We start from the raw sequence: 15,369 nt of genomic DNA on the forward strand, positions 1-15,369 counted from the left end.
ATGACGCAGCAGGTCTAGCAATCTCCGAAAAAATGCGTGGCCAAATCCGCGGTCTAGAAATGGCTTCTAAAAATGCGCAAGATGGTATCTCTTTGATCCAAACTGCTGAGGGTGCATTGACTGAAACACACAGCATCCTACAACGTATGCGCGAACTAGCAGTTCAAGCATCTTCTGACACAAATGAAGGCGTAGACCGTCAAAAGCTTCAAGCTGAAGTTGATGAATTGTCCAAAGAAATCAAACGTATTTCTACAGACACAGAGTTCAACAACCAAAAAGTACTAGATGGATCTTTCGAAGACAAAACATTCCATATCGGTGCTAACCAAGGACAAAGCATCAAATTGAGCATCAACGACATGAGTAACAAAGAGCTTGGTGTAAATGGTGTTGCTAAAGAACAAACTGAAGGTGATATCACATTTACTAACAGAAGCGCAGACGAGACTTTCAAAGTTGAATTTGTTGTTGGAGCGAAAGATTCTGCTACAACTGCTAAAGTAGATAAGGATGGAAAAGTGACTGTATCATTAGCTTCTACAGATGGTGCAAAATCATCCGCAAAACTTGACGAAGTGTTATCAGCTTTAAAAGGTGTAGGAGTTGAAGCAAAACTTGCTACTGGTAAAAAGGGAACTGATGATGCAGCCGTATTAGCTGAGAAGACAATTGCCAAAGCTGCTTTAACAGACGTTGATGACACAAGAGGTGTTAACATCTCCACTCAAAAAGCAGCAGACAAAGCAATCACAACCATCAACAACGCACTGAACAAAGTATCCGAAGAGCGCTCTAAACTAGGTGCAAACCAAAACCGTCTAGAGCACACAATCAACAACTTGGGAGCAACAGCAGAGAACCTAACAGCTGCTGAATCCCGTATCCGTGACGTAGATATGGCAAAAGAAATGATGGACTTCACGAAGAACAACATCTTGACTCAAGCAGCTCAAGCAATGCTTGCACAAGCTAACCAACAGCCTCAAGGCGTACTTCAATTACTTCGTTAATTGATCGTCTATACAGACAAAAGAGACCTAGCCTCGCGCTGGGTCTTTTTTGTTTGCGTAAAAGACTAAGTTGTGTTGAAGTAAAATGACCAGTATATTACAATTATAAGACGATCTCATTATTTCATGTCATCGACAATAGAAAGATTTTTCTTATAAGAAAGGAGGCACACAATGAAAATAGAGCATATATTCGCAATATTTACATCTATCTCGCTATTATTAGTAGGCTGTTCTACATCGAAACAGGCCGACAAGGAAGTCAACATCCAAGTTTCAGAAGCGAAAAAAGGAGTGGAGTCAGAGAAGGAAAGCATAAGCAAAACAGTAGAAGGAAACCCAATTGATTCAGGGACAAAAAGTAAAACAACTACAGACAAACCTACTGATAAATCTACAGAACCCCTCGATTCGACCAAGAGCAAACTGCTCCTCGATATAAAAGAGCAAGCGGAAAAAGGTAAGCTGAAAGGTATCACGACTTCAATAGGAACCGCTTACAATGAGATAGAAAAAGTCTATGGTAAGCCTAAAGTGGCAAATGTTGAATGCTGGACGTATAGTTATGACCACCCTAAGACCACTGCCAATTTCTTTTATGACCATGATTCCTGCGGAGAAGAATTAAATCAAGTAAAGCCAACTACTAAGCTTAATCGAATAACGGTCGAACCAACCTATTACAATGTTCAGCTTACAGAACATGATATTCGACAAGGCTTAGGCGAACCAACGAATGCTTATGATAATGAAGCCTATGGTGGCTATGAGATGTATTATAATGTAGGGAAAAATCAGATTTTTATCCAGATAGATACCGATTCTTCAGATCGAAAAGTAAGTTCTATTTCGGTTAGAACTCCTCTTGTTTTTGAAAAGTAAAATTTGGGCTTAAAGCTGGGTGGTATAGTAGAATAACCCAGCTTGTGATTTTGAGTTATGAAAAATGTAGCTTTAAAAATATGGATTCGCTACAGTAGCAACTCTTTGTAGATGTGAATGAAAAAATACAATTTCCTCTAGCCCATACATATGAATACAATATGTCATAGGTTCTTTTGTTCAAGCTTCCTAATAAGTTTACATCAAAAACAACATTCCTCTTTATATTAAGTAATAAGGAAAAGATAAAGACTTAGTTTTTTTTATGTTCATAGTTTTTTTATGGGCAGATGCCGATCTCTTTTTTATCTGCCCTGACCAGATCATTTTTTTATGGGCCAAAAATCTGTGGATAACCTACCCATAAAAATTGTATCAGCCTTTTGTTATTGAACTTGGGTGTTGCCCATAGTATTTTAATGGGCTACCCATAAAATATTGTTTATGGAAAGAAACAAAGGTTTAGAGAAGCTTTATTCGTTTTCATCTAGACAGGCCACAAAAGTTATTTGTTCAAAAAAATGGGATGCATCGTGGAGAGCCTCCATAATTAATTCCCGATAACGACTGGATAGCCAATCCCGATGAAATGCGTTTTTGGCGTAGATCATAAGTTCTTTCTCTTTTGAGATACAAAAAGTGTCGGCATACCAGGTTTTAAATGAATTAAGAGTTAGCCGTTTCCGGATATAACCCAGCACGTTAATCCACAGCTGTTCATCTGCTATGCTCCTTTGATCCATAATAGCTGTAATCCTCCTTTTAGCATATAAGATACGTTCAGCAGGTGAAAGGTCAATCGGGAGCCTGCCAAGCTTACCTTTTTCGCGTAATTTCTCGAAATCATTGGTGTAATCGTAACTTTCTGCAAGCTCAATATGCGTAACCTCCATGACCTGTTCAATGTATCGATCATGCATGGATTGAAAGGGCTTGGACAGATTTTCAACCAACTCTCGGCTTAAAATAGGAATCGTACGTCTTACCTTATAGATAATTCCACAATCATTATTATTCTCCTCAGGATTTTGTAACCAAAATCGAAAGATAAAGCCATGCTGTTCAAGAATATCCATATATTTATTTAAAGTCGTGGTTGTTATCCTCATTTTTACGGCGATAGTAGGTAAGTCAGGAAAGCAGAAGTCCTTGTCTCCATAGCAATATCTAGTAAGGTGAATAAAAAGGGAAGTGGCTGTTGCTCCCATAACAGCACCCCAGAAGTCTAAAAAATAATTACTAATCGTGGTAAACCCCTTGTTATCAATGGGTAGATTTACCCCCAATTTTTCTAATCGAAGAGTCTGAAAATCTTGATAGGTGTAATAGATTCGTTGTAAAACCTCCTGATCATAGGTCTGCTCAACAGGCTTTCCTTTAACAATTCTTATCCGTGTGACAGGCTTTTTAATGCCTGTTTTTTCAATTCGATAATAGGTTAATTGCTTCAGATCGAGATGTTTCTTTTTTTTCATAGAAGAAATCCTTTCTATAGAAAAGAAGTAGCAGTCTTATGGACGGGAATGACTGAGTTTGTGTTCCATCAAAATGTATAGCTTCTAATGATACCTCTATAAATAAAGAAGGCCCCTCTCTTTCAAATGTAACAGGAGAGGGTTTTGTATTTCATGAGCAACTGTCTGTTGTAAATATAGCAATGGAGTGGGCAGCTTATGTATGTGAACACAGATTGTTAACAATGCTTGCCGCTCACTTATATTGAAATGGAAACCATCTTTGCGAATAGGGAGATGATCCTATTGTTAGACAACCTTTGTAAACAAATTACGTCCAGCTTCGGTCGGGATACCTATTTCATGGGACTGGCTTTCCGATTCAAAAAAGGTATTGTGATGACGGATATATACGTCAATAGTCAACAAAAAGCAGAATATACAATAGAGTTTGTTAGTTTTATCGAGCATGAGCCGCCAGTATATGTAATCGTAAAAAATAAAGAGGAGCTTTATCGAGTTATTCAAGAGCTTGCTATGTAGCCTTTTCGATTGTAAATGTTGCACCTTACTTTTATAGTAGTGGTTCTATCCTAAGGAAAGGTTGCGAAACTTTTCATTTTTTTCAAGGGGCACAAGAAGTAGTAGTAGATTGGATGGATACAATGCAAAAATTAGAGAAATGTGTACAATGTGGTTTCCGCTACGTAACGGAAAAGGCAAAAAAAAATTATTTTGCGGAAGGATTTACAGGAGAGTCGCAAACCTGCTTGCATTGTTTGGGAGAGAAAACGCGAAAAGTAATGAATGCTTATGGAAATCTTGTATTTCCACATGAAGTTGAGTCATCTAATAAACAAATGTATATTCCTAAAACGGTGATTGAAGGCTGTCGTCCTTGTATGAAGAGAAGAGGGTTTCTTTAAAAATGACTCTTGAAGCACATGTTGTCTTGGAGAGGGATTGCATGAAGAACACTATCATTAATTAGGAGAAAAGATAAACAGAAAAAAGCTCGTTTCAATACGCAGGTTAGTTAAAGCCTACACTGCTTTTACTTATATTGTGATACGAACCATGAAAAAGATGATGGGCGCTAATAGTATCTTGTGTTTCGAATCTATACGCATATAGTAGGCGTTACTGATCAGAGAACGATGAGTTTCACGCTTTGGCTAGGAATTGATAGATTCAGAGGTTTTCAAAGGTTTAGCCTATGAAAAAGCGTAAGGAAGCACGAAGTACTATAACCATTGTTTTGAGATGATTAGAGGAGGGTTTCATACATGAGTACAACGAAGAATAAGAAAATGCTAATTAAGGGTGCAGGTAAATTTATGGCAAAATTGCCTAATTGTGATGAATTAATCACGATTGGTACGTTGAACAACATGCGCTTAGATATTCAGCTTGACATGCAAGATATTGAAGGTGGGGACTCTAGCGTTGCTCTCGATACCCTTTTACGAAAAAAGACGATTGATATCACGGCCGAAGATGCAAAATTTGACTTAAATCTTGTCCGTCTGGCTCTTGGCTCAAAATTACGAGAAGGTGTTAGTGGTGCCACCTATAAAATGGTGACGGAAGCGGTACAGGTACCATCTTCTGCACCTTATCAGGGTACGCTTTCTGAAGCATCCGTATCAAGTCCTGCTCATAAAGCGTATGAGAGCACGATTAACGGAACAGACGTAACATCTAAAGTAACACTTGCAGGTAAAACCATTACGTTTGATGATGCTCTTGCAGGTAAAACCGTGGTTATCTTGTATCCAGTTGCTCTTAGTGGAGTATCGTACGATGAGGATGGCTTTGTTTGGGTATTAGAAGAGAAGAATACTGTAAAAGAAACGGGCGGCAAATTCGAAGTCGATCTTGTTTTCGGAGCTGCCCTGCATAAAGATCCTCAAATTTCTGTTCGTACCCTAAAAGGCAACAAGCTTTTAAAGAAAACGACAAACGCTACTCCAAAAGAGAATGAGTACACAGTAAATGGCGGTACGCTATCTTTTCATTCTTCCTTAAAAGACGTGGATATTTACGTAAACTACAAACGTAATGAAGTTGTAGACGTGTTGGATATTAGTACGAAGGATATGCCTCTTACTGTCCATGTCATTCATGATGGTCAATTTGAACAAAAGGACGGGTCTATCCAAGGCTATCAAACGGAACTGTACTTGTGCCGAGTAAAATCAAACTTTACGGTGGATGCACAACGTCAACAGGCTTCTACACATAGCGTAACCTTAACCGTTATTGATCCTGATCGTGTAGATGGAAAGCTTGGAACAATCAAACGATATGAAGCGCAAAGTGCAAATGCCAAAAATCTTTGCTAGGTAGGGACCCCTCTAGGAGGGGTTCTTTCCATAATCATGTTCGAAAACACTAAGAAGTACTTAGAATGACAGCATAGGTAGCTATCTGGTTACCCCCGCCATTTAGCTTACCTATGTCAAACATTAAATGGGGGAAAACACAAGTGGGGGTGCCATGTTTTGAGTAATCGAAATTTTGCAATTCCAAAGCAACAGGAAAATACCTCGGAGCAAGAGGAGGCTATTCAACAAGAGGTAGCCGGTCAGGTTGAAAAGCAACAAGCCGTTTCAACAAAGGAGGAAACACCAGATAAGGTATTGAACCAAGAAGAGGCGTCCATTCGCGAAAAGGTATTTTTTGAAGAGGATGAAAAGGTGCGGCTGCGTGATGGCAAAACGTATTCAATTCCTCCTCTAGGTATCAGGGATGCCCGAAAATTGATGAAATTGTTAAATACGATTGATTCAGGAATTATTATTGCCAACTTAATTCCAGAGTCAGAGCTAGACGATGATCGTTATGAGGAATTATTACGTGTACTTCTAATGGCGTTTAAACCCTACTATAAGCACGTGGATGCAGATTACTTAGCTGATTTTGTAGACTTAGAAACTGCCAAAAAAATTATTGATGCCATGATTGGATTAAATGGATTAAAAAAGTCAATGTAACCACTGAGGAGGAAGATGAGGAGTATAAGGCGCGAGCTCCTATCAATTGGGCTGATATTTTCTTTAAACTAGCTCATTATTGTCATCTGGATAAATATCAGGTTTGGCAACTGACATTACCTCAGTTGGGTTTTTATTTAGAGCAATGCAATGAACATATCGAATTCACTGTGAAGGTTTCAACCATGTCCTTTGGAAGCCTGTTTGGCGGAGGGCTATCCTCCGAGGATCAATCACATGGACAGACCGAGACTAGATCAGATGGAACTTACCTGGATGGCTATAAAGTAGCAGATGAATCAGATATGGAATGGCTTTCCAACGTTTTGGGTTAATACATACTCCTGCTCTGCTCCTGAATGGAGGGGCAGGAGTTTTATTTTATAAGGCAGGTGAGACGATGAATAATGAAATGAGAGCAAGCTTTGCCACTGAACTGCGCGCTTCCATTCAAAGCTCCATTCAATACAGCAAGGAGCTGGAGCGACTTGACTCTCGATTTGGCAATTTGGCTGCTCGGATCAATACGGCGCACAATTCTCTACGTTCCTTTCACAGAGAAGTAAATAGAGACATGGGAAGAAAGCTACACCAACAAATGACTCAGGATGGTAGCACCATGCCTGCAAGCAAGAATATGGGACAGAGGGCTGGAACACTCACTCAGCGAATGCCAGAATTACAATCCCAGATGCAAAGAGTCTCTGATGAGGTGCGAGGAAAAGTAAAACGAGGTATTCAGCTTGAACTGCAGAAGTTAGCAGACAGCATTGAAACATTAGATATTAAATCGAGTCCTAGGCTAAAAAAACACCTCATAAGTCAAATCAATTTGATCAACGAAAAGCTAATTCAAAAGATTAAGAAACAATTCGATCTCCAAGTGGACCATATATTGCAAGAATTTGGGCAAAGTGCGGGGCGCATACAGAGACATAACCGCACCTTGCCGCCGTTTCTCGCTTCTCCTGTCATGTTACATTCATTAGATCATGGTACTGCAGACATGGGCATAGCAGTACCTGGAAAGAAGGCTAGTGCTTCTCCAGCTTCAAACGAGGCGGCTCCTGCTGCTAGTGTAGTGACAGCTATCAACGCTCAAAACGCTGCTATTGCCTCTATTCGCAATAACTTAGCGGTAAGCGGAGCTAAAGACCCTTCCTCACTTCTCTACCAAGCTATTGATATTTTTAATAATATTCAGCAGGAAGAGATCAAGCTATACCGCAGTCTCTCGCTGTTAAAAGATTATCGAGTTGATCCTAATAACGCTCAAAGCTCGGTTGATCAGGGAAAAGTAGCGAGTGCAATTGAAGGGATTAAAGGCTTTGTTCGTCAACAAACTTCTTTTTATGGTCTTTCCTTTAAGCAGCTTTTTGAAGTAGCCTCTATAGGTAGTAAAACACTTACGGAACCAGCAGAGATGAAAAAGCTAGTACAACAGGTAGCACAGATCAAAATAATTGACCCTTCTACTGATATGAAAGCAGTAGCTAACGGCCTGTTGGCTACTAAAGATAAGCTGGGCCTATCCATGCAAGAAATGGATGATAAAATTATTCGTTCTATTGCTGCTGTCACTCAAATGGGAACGGCAAACAGTGAACAAATTTTGCAAATGATTAATAAAGCTGGTAATACTTTCAAATCAAAAACAGACGCAGATATGCTCGTAGGGCTTTCTGCTGCCTCCATTCAAACAAATTCAAATCTCGGAATCTATGAAAAAATCCTGAAACGCTTTGAAACTGACAAAGGAAGAGATAAAGCGAAAGAGCTCGGTGTCAAAACAGAAGAGATGGACCCAGCAACTGGCAGAATGAAAAACAGAAGTGCAGAGTCCATGTATAAGGATTTTGCGGATATGCTTTCTTCCTTGTCTAATAGTGCTGAACGAGATAGGCTGATCGATTCTTTCTTTGGTACCAAAGAAGGAGGGAGGGGTGGCGCTAGTCAGGAAGCCCTTTTAGCTAAAACACATGCAGAGCTTATTACGAAGATGAAAGGCTTTGATCAGTCTACATTTGAGGGAATGCTTCAGCAGTCCCTGCAAAATCCTTCAGTCAATATGAATCGAGTTAATGCAAGCTTAGAAGTAGCCTTGGACGCATTAGTTACTGAACTGACTCCATCTATTAATAAGGTGGCTTATATGCTGATGAATATGGCAGATGGAGTTTCAAGGAATATTCAGCTTTTTGCTAGTTTAGCAGATGTATTGTCTAACGCATTGCTTGGTCTTACACTGATGAAAGGCATCAAATGGGGCTGGCAAAAATCTGGAATTCCCGAAAACTGGGAAAAACAAAGAGAGCGCACTGCTTATGCGGATCGTATGAAAGGGATGGTATCAGACCCTGTAGTAACGAGCATGATGGGAAATGATTTAAAGGGAAATCATAGGAAATTACGCCAGCAGGCAGCAGATTTTCAGGGAAATGAAATCTTTTTAAAACGAATGCAAGAGTTTAATTCCATGAGTAAAGCTCAGCACGAGCATTTTAAAAAATATATAGCCAGCTCTGGACATAAGGTAAATGATTTTCCTACTTTTTTTGCATTGATGGAGGAATCAAAAAGCTGGAAGGAAAAAGGAAAGGTTTCCTATCAAGAAAGATTTAAGCGGAATCGGACTTATGCTAATCGGTTGAAAACGAATCCTGATTCTAATCATCTCATTCAGCCGACATTTTTGAATACTCTGCTGGCAAGTACAGTGGATCGCACTTCCTTTGTGCAAAAAATGGCTTCTAATACAGAATTTAAAAATGTTGCTTCACGCATAGGTGCAATGAGTCAAACTGAATTTGAGGGTTTTGAAAAGCATCTTCAGGAATTACGGAGGAATGGTTCTCCAGCGATCAATAGCATTACGAGTCTACAACAAGCTTTAGATAGTTATCAGAATTCGTTAAGGCAAAGTTCGGCAGTTACACGCAACGCTTCTTCCACCTATCTAGAGCTATCTCATGCGATGCGCAGTATGAATGAGCAAGTTAATCGAAACAAAGTGGGGGACAAGTTTAAGAACTTCCTAAGTGAAACATCCGATCTCGCTAGGGGAGCAGGGGGAGCCATTGGTGGTTTAACAGCTAACATTTTCAAGATGGGGGCACAGCTTGTAGCCATGCTAGCTTTGGCCCAAGCTGCCAAGACAGTAGCCATGAATATAACGACCACAGAAGATCAGCGTCAATTAATGAGTGCGGAAAAAAAAGAGCAAGACATGGTAGGTGTGGCGAACACATTAAGAGTGGCGGGAGATAATGGAGTTTGGAGTTTACCTAACATTGGGAATACTCTTTATCTTATGTATGGGACCTTCATGAATGGCGTCAGTCGCTTCTTTGGAGGAGAAGATACACACTTAGGAGTGGGTCACGCTAAGGAAATGATGGATGGAATTCGCGAAATGTACAATAAACAGGGAGCGAACCTCAAAAATAATGAAGATCTTGCCAATTATCTAAGAGATAATGATATTTCCGAAGAGGAAGCCGTGAATGCTTGGTCTGAGGCAAGTGGCAAGAAAAAAGAAATCCAGGAAAAGAAAAAACAGGCATTTATCAAACAATATGAACGGACTCAGCTTAAGAATAAAGAGAAAGCTTTAATCGAAAAAGAGGCTAAGAAAAGCTACGATGAGAAATATCAAAATGGACTCTTATCCAACATTACCGCAGATGAAGCTAAGATTAGGCTTAAAGAGGGCTTCTCAGAGGCGCAGAAAAAAACCGAGGCAGAGAGCTTACAGGCAGAATTGGATGGTGTGGCTACCGATAGCAAAGCTTTCCTTGATATGAAAGAAGCACAGATAAAACGCTTAGAAGAGGTGTTACAGCGTGAATTGGCAATTTTTGATAGGTATATTGAAGAATCTAAGAAGCGCCTACAAAGCATTCAAAATAAAAATTCTGAAGAATACAAGGAAGAAGAAAAGCGCTATAAGCAATTAATCGATGATCGAAAAAGTACAGAAGAAGAAGGCCAAAAGCAGATAGGTATGGACAGAAAGCTGGAACAGCAAAGACAATTTCAAACAAAGTTTTCTTCTGTACAAAAAAGGCTACAGCAGACAGAACAAGTCGCTCAAGCCAAGGAATTGATGGTTGCAATCAACATGGACAGACAATCTAAGGCTTATATTGGTGCATTACAAAAAATTACAAGCTCCAAAATTAGCGACTTACAAAAGAGACTTAGTGAATTAAAAGCGATGGAGGCGAAGGGGGATCAAAGAGATGAGTTAGCCTTTGCTATTCAGGATTTGAATAACAGCATTTTGAATGAACAGCTTCGCTATAAGGATCTATCGCTATCAAAAATCGGCATTGAGCGGATTGATTTAGAAGAGAAGGCGGGAGATCGGGAAAACGCGTACCTGGCTGAAAAGCTAAGACGAGGAGGAGCACCAGATGATTCCCCTAGACTGCAGGCACTACGTATTGCTTCCGCCAAACAAGAAGTTCAGGACATAAATAAGCTAATCGGGCAATACAAGAAGGATATGGTTGGAAAGAGTCCGGAAGAACAGAAAAAGTATATGCAAGAAATTCGGGATTTAACGAAACAATCTCTACAGGCTCAGCTCGGCATTCTTGAGGAAGTGAAATCGCCTGTAGGTACCTTTAATTTGCCAGATGGTATAACAGCCATGAGCCGTTATGATTATTTGACGAGTGGAAATACGCATCAGTCCTTTACGGTTGGATCAGGTGATGTAGTAGTAAATATCGCATTGCCTAATGTAACCAACAATACCTCAGCAGCACAATTAACAGCGATTGGGAATGGGATCGGTCGTGGCTTATTCACAGGTCGAGTAGGTAGCATACGCGACCAAATGATGATGGGGACGGCAGCTTATCGTTCAAGTTATCCGTAATATTTCGTTATGAAAATGAAGCCCTACCTTATATTGAGGTAGGGTATTTCTTTTACTGAGCAACAAGCATGTCTTTCCTGAATTTTCTCCCATAAAGTCTAATGCCCTAACAAGGAGGTAGTAATATGACTCAGCAAAACAGCTTTCATTCAGAAGATTACATATATAAAAAGCGTCTCTTTTATGATAATGGCATTCGTTTTACCGAGGTAAAAGCAAAGCTTATTAATGATTACAAGCCGCCTTCGCCTAATCTAAAGACACATGTAAATCAAACGCTGTCGTCTTCTGCAGGTTTAATCAGTCATGGAACCTCTCATTATACAACGACGCTTACCTTATTGTTTTACAGTAAAAAGGAATTTGCAGACTGGCTGCAGTTTAGTGGAGCCAAACATCGTTACTATGATGAAAAGGGTACGATTTATGTCGGGATTCTTACCGGGGAACCAGATATTCGAACAGCAGAGATGGAAACAAAATATATTGTGACGATTGGACTTTCTCTTATTCGAAAACAAGAGCATGAATACCGATACAAAAATCAATTCATTGATATGGAGAAGCATTGGGCAAAAACATATGTTGATGAAATGCAACAGAGAGGATTAATTGCCAACTATGAAGATGATGGTGAGGCAATTTCTTACTTCAGACCTGACAAAGTATGCACACGTGCAGAAGGAATCACCTTTTTGATGAGGACCTACCGTCATATTGATCGGATTTTAAGGGGGTATTAATGGTGAGGCGTTGGATTGACATTGATCCACTAGATTGGTTTTATCGGGACTTATTGGAGGCTATTCGTCTTCATTTGGATGGTGAAGGCACACAGAGTTTTATTGATGGGATGTATTATGATGCTTTTGAAAAGGGATATGAGCGCATCGTCAAGCGCTTTGTTACCGTGGATGGACAACAGGAATTTCTCATTCCTGATTATAAGGTACATGATGATAATTCAATTTTTGTGATCGTACATGGAGTAGAGGTTCAGCCCGAGAAGGTAGAGAATGGGAAAATTACGTTGTCCAATCCGATGTCAGGCGGGATTGAAGTTGTCTGTATTGCTTTCGGAAAGCCCAAATATAAGCAGGAAGGCTGTGTATATACTCCCTTTAGCACCTGCGGGGAAAATGCTGTCCGCATGCCATCTGCGGATGTGATGAAAAAATCCCAATATACGTTTAGCCTACGTTTAAAGCCCGAAACTTGTACGGTTTTAGGGGTGAAGCTGAAGCGCAAGCTAGTAGATATTCAACCAGGAGATCATCCAGAACAGAAAATAAAAGAAGCGATTGGCTTTAATCGAGATATATTTGTTATGCACGCAGGGCGAGTGTATCTACCCTACATGTATAATGGCTATCCGGCAAAAGTGACGTATAACTATAAGGTGGGCGGGAAATTCAAAACAACAACAGACACAGTCATAGTAGAGTCAAGCTGTGTACGTTATAATGATCGATTTTTCCCAAAAGTCCAATTAAGAAGATTTGAATTTATGGTATTCCTGCAACGTATGAGAAGAAGCTTTTACAATCGTTTTACAGATAAGGAGTACAAGCCTAATCCATCTCCAACTCGTTACATTGCTGATCAGGATACCTTTTCTGGCAAGTGGTACGAGTCGGATGTGATCGATATTTTAGAGGAAAGATTTTTGGATGGATGCTACGCGTTTCCGCTATATGAGGATGAACGCTTTGAACCCGAGGAATGTATCACGCGTGCCGAAGCAATCGTTTTTCTCAATCGATTCATTGAATGGGCAATAGAAAGATTTAGGTAGGTGACGCAAAATGGCTTTTGTAAGTGATGTGAACTATCCTTCCTCCAGATTACTGGAGTCGATTATGAGACGGATAAATGCGTATGGAACACAGCCACGTGTAATTATTGAGCTAGATAAGCTGTCTTTCGTGCCGGGATTTCGGCAAAAATATGATACGGTACAGTACGTGTATGACTCGGTTGTGGGAAATATGCTGTCCATCGACGGGATCACACCATTAACGAATGAAACAGATGGAACACCAATTACCGCCCCGACTGAATTGATTAATACAACGATGTCAATGCCGATTTTGTCCAGTAAAACGATCAATGGTAAGAAGAATGACAGTACTCATATAAATGGGATGCTGATTACGGATTGGCATGACTCTGATCCAAGGTGTTCTAGAAAAAGACATAAAGGGATCGATTTGGATTGTGAAAAAGGAGACCATATCCATGCTGTATGGGGAGGCCGTATCGTGCAAGCAGGCTGGATAAATGGGTACGGTGCTGCGGTGTACATTGATCACGGGAACGGCTGGTCTACTCGTTACGCTCATATGAAACCGAATCACCTGCTGGTTACAAAAGGAGAAACGGTTCATGCAGGGCAACCGATTGGGATTGGTTGGAATTCGGGACTCGTGATTAAAGGCGGGGGAGGTGACGGTTCCCATCTTCATTTTGAGGTGCGGCAAAATGGTCAGGACCTAAATCCAGAGCCATTTCTACGGGGTGAGAAGGTCATTCAGGCTCCGGCACGTATCCTGTCACCAACCCAAAAATCCGTGCAATCAGCAGGTACCGCGATTGAATATTCAATGGAAGCCACTGCCTATCATCCAAAATGTACGGGGTGTACAGGAATTACAAAAGGGGGAACGGATGTTAGTGTCTGGAAAAATGACAAAATCATCGCTGTCGATCCCTCTATCATACCTCTAAAAAGTAAAGTAGAGGTAATTGTCGATGGCGTTAGCTGGGGAGAATATCTGGCTGATGACATTGGTGGAGCCATCAAGGGTAATAAGATTGATATTTTAATGGAAAATGATCAAAAGTGCAGGGCATTTGGCAGAAAACAAGTTCTTGTTCGGGTGAAAAGCTGGGGAGATGGTAGGACACGCAAGTCAGATGGTACAATTGATCATGCCGTTACCAGCTATCAATTTAATCGGACAACTGAAAAGATTTCCTATCATAAGGATTTTACTGCCAAAAAGACGGCATTGGACCCTGCTAAATATACAGAGATAGCAGGTGCCGAGCAGTACATTGACTACGATTCCCACAATAAATCCTATCATCTTCTTGGATTTAAGAAAACCAACGCGGCCGGACAGATTAAAAAGTTTACGTTTGAGCATGACTGGTTTAAGGCTGGCAGTTTAGGCTGGGCTTACATGGCCAATATGGAAGTGGAAGATGTGGTTCAGGTCAAGGTGGATGGGATCACAGTAGCTACGATAAGGGGTGTAAATGCCAAGTACGGTATCGCATATCCACCATCTATTCCTGTTCCAAAAGGAAAACACAAAATCGAATTTTCTTTATCCAATCCTTCCAAAGCTTCTACTGGACGTTTTGGCATTCTTTTCTTAAAAGCACGTGAATTCGATGTTGAATCAATTAACAGGAAAACGGTTTGGGATTATGAAGATACGATGAGTTCTGCGAAGAATTGGATTATGTATCAGCAAGCAGATATTCAGGATAATGGTGCATATCAGACCGTTACGACTAACGGAAAAGAAGCAGGCCTAGAACGAGTGGGCAGGGTGAAAAGCTTCCCATTTACCATTCAATTTAAGGTGAAGGTTGATAAAGCTTCCCAAGGGAAGGTATATATTTCTGATGGAAAAAAAGGGTATCAAATCGAGATTACCGACGCAGGGATCAGTACCAATGGTGGAGCATATCAAGTGGACAATAAAAAGGATTTTGTGGAGTATGTTGTTGTTTGTCATAATGAAACGGATATGGATGTCTATGTTAAGAAGCAGCTTCCTGATGATCAAGAAAAGTGGGAAAATACAGGTGTGCGCGGAACAGCGGTTCCTTATGGGACAAACCGTATTTTGTTTGCCGTTACAAAGGGAGCTATACACCTTGCTGATGTGAAGTATGCGTTTAGTAATTATGCAATCGAACAGTTTGCTACTCACATTGAGAATACGTACAAAGAAAAGTGGTATGAGGTGGGGAGCTTTCAATACGAGGATACGTTCGTCTTAGAAGATGACATCATGTCATGGGAGGTGAACTCACATCTAGATACCTCCTCTGCAACTGCTGCTATTACGCTAAATAACGCGACGGGGAAATATTCTCCTACATTTGAGAGAAATACAATTTTT

General features: G+C 40.4%; 12 protein-coding genes. 11 read left to right on the forward strand and 1 reads right to left on the reverse strand.

Features of this window, described 5'->3' with window-relative positions; all coding sequences use genetic code 11:
• On the forward strand, nt 1-1,013 hold a 1,013-nt coding region (locus tag AYJ08_RS21075), incomplete at its 5' end, for a flagellin N-terminal helical domain-containing protein (RefSeq protein WP_064019344.1).
• Nucleotides 1,014-1,187: 174 nt separating this feature from the next.
• Nucleotides 1,188-1,895, forward strand: coding sequence for a hypothetical protein (locus AYJ08_RS21080; RefSeq protein ID WP_231929222.1), 708 nt, complete (start codon nt 1,188-1,190; stop codon nt 1,893-1,895).
• 473 nt (nt 1,896-2,368) lie between these two features.
• Here AYJ08_RS21080 and AYJ08_RS21085 read toward each other — a convergent pair whose 3' ends face one another.
• Nucleotides 2,369-3,370 carry a DnaA N-terminal domain-containing protein gene (locus tag AYJ08_RS21085; protein ID WP_064019345.1) on the reverse strand — a complete coding sequence of 334 codons (1,002 nt, stop codon included), beginning with the start codon at nt 3,368-3,370 and terminating at the stop codon, nt 2,369-2,371.
• A gap of 276 nt (nt 3,371-3,646) precedes the next feature.
• Between AYJ08_RS21085 and AYJ08_RS21090 the strand changes: the two genes are divergently transcribed.
• The 9 genes from AYJ08_RS21090 to AYJ08_RS21130 form a co-directional block, all read left to right on the forward strand.
• Nucleotides 3,647-3,892 carry a hypothetical protein gene (locus tag AYJ08_RS21090; protein ID WP_231929223.1) on the forward strand — a complete coding sequence of 82 codons (246 nt, stop codon included), beginning with the start codon at nt 3,647-3,649 and terminating at the stop codon, nt 3,890-3,892.
• A gap of 122 nt (nt 3,893-4,014) precedes the next feature.
• Nucleotides 4,015-4,275 carry a hypothetical protein gene (locus AYJ08_RS21095; RefSeq protein WP_064019354.1) on the forward strand — a complete coding sequence of 87 codons (261 nt, stop codon included), beginning with the start codon at nt 4,015-4,017 and terminating at the stop codon, nt 4,273-4,275.
• Between the two features lie 360 nt (nt 4,276-4,635).
• On the forward strand, nt 4,636-5,694 hold the full coding sequence (locus tag AYJ08_RS21100) for a hypothetical protein (protein ID WP_064019347.1): 1,059 nt from the start codon (nt 4,636-4,638) through the stop codon (nt 5,692-5,694).
• Between the two features lie 159 nt (nt 5,695-5,853).
• A complete protein-coding gene (locus tag AYJ08_RS21105; protein ID WP_082891050.1) occupies nt 5,854-6,345 on the forward strand; it encodes a DNA polymerase III subunit gamma/tau in 492 nt (163 codons plus the stop codon).
• A gap of 185 nt (nt 6,346-6,530) precedes the next feature.
• The gene (locus AYJ08_RS24160) at nt 6,531-6,680 is read left to right on the forward strand and encodes a hypothetical protein (RefSeq protein WP_197490777.1); all 150 of its coding nucleotides are present in this window, start codon (nt 6,531-6,533) and stop codon (nt 6,678-6,680) included.
• A gap of 65 nt (nt 6,681-6,745) precedes the next feature.
• Nucleotides 6,746-11,230 carry a hypothetical protein gene (locus AYJ08_RS21115; RefSeq protein ID WP_231929224.1) on the forward strand — a complete coding sequence of 1,495 codons (4,485 nt, stop codon included), beginning with the start codon at nt 6,746-6,748 and terminating at the stop codon, nt 11,228-11,230.
• A 125-nt stretch (nt 11,231-11,355) separates the two neighbouring features.
• Nucleotides 11,356-11,973 carry an S-layer homology domain-containing protein gene (locus tag AYJ08_RS21120; protein WP_064019350.1) on the forward strand — a complete coding sequence of 206 codons (618 nt, stop codon included), beginning with the start codon at nt 11,356-11,358 and terminating at the stop codon, nt 11,971-11,973.
• The gene (locus tag AYJ08_RS21125) at nt 11,973-13,025 is read left to right on the forward strand and encodes a hypothetical protein (RefSeq protein ID WP_064019351.1); all 1,053 of its coding nucleotides are present in this window, start codon (nt 11,973-11,975) and stop codon (nt 13,023-13,025) included. The genes AYJ08_RS21120 and AYJ08_RS21125 overlap by 1 nt, the downstream gene beginning before the upstream one ends.
• A gap of 10 nt (nt 13,026-13,035) precedes the next feature.
• The coding region (locus AYJ08_RS21130) for a peptidoglycan DD-metalloendopeptidase family protein (RefSeq protein ID WP_064019352.1) at nt 13,036-15,369 on the forward strand (2,334 nt) is incomplete at its 3' end.

This window comes from Brevibacillus sp. SKDU10 (genome assembly GCF_001645205.1).
In the GTDB taxonomy this organism is placed as follows: domain Bacteria; phylum Bacillota; class Bacilli; order Brevibacillales; family Brevibacillaceae; genus Brevibacillus_B; species Brevibacillus_B halotolerans.

What these genes read in the sequence shown, in the direction of transcription:
- AYJ08_RS21080 (WP_231929222.1), top strand. Translation starts at nt 1,188, where the DNA reads ATGAAAATAGAGCATATATTCGCAATATTTACATCTATCTCGCTATTA.
- AYJ08_RS21085 (WP_064019345.1), bottom strand. Translation starts at nt 3,370, where the DNA reads ATGAAAAAAAAGAAACATCTCGATCTGAAGCAATTAACCTATTATCGA.
- AYJ08_RS21090 (WP_231929223.1), top strand. Translation starts at nt 3,647, where the DNA reads ATGATCCTATTGTTAGACAACCTTTGTAAACAAATTACGTCCAGCTTC.
- AYJ08_RS21095 (WP_064019354.1), top strand. Translation starts at nt 4,015, where the DNA reads ATGCAAAAATTAGAGAAATGTGTACAATGTGGTTTCCGCTACGTAACG.
- AYJ08_RS21100 (WP_064019347.1), top strand. Translation starts at nt 4,636, where the DNA reads ATGAGTACAACGAAGAATAAGAAAATGCTAATTAAGGGTGCAGGTAAA.
- AYJ08_RS24160 (WP_197490777.1), top strand. Translation starts at nt 6,531, where the DNA reads ATGTCCTTTGGAAGCCTGTTTGGCGGAGGGCTATCCTCCGAGGATCAA.
- AYJ08_RS21115 (WP_231929224.1), top strand. Translation starts at nt 6,746, where the DNA reads ATGAATAATGAAATGAGAGCAAGCTTTGCCACTGAACTGCGCGCTTCC.
- AYJ08_RS21120 (WP_064019350.1), top strand. Translation starts at nt 11,356, where the DNA reads ATGACTCAGCAAAACAGCTTTCATTCAGAAGATTACATATATAAAAAG.
- AYJ08_RS21125 (WP_064019351.1), top strand. Translation starts at nt 11,973, where the DNA reads ATGGTGAGGCGTTGGATTGACATTGATCCACTAGATTGGTTTTATCGG.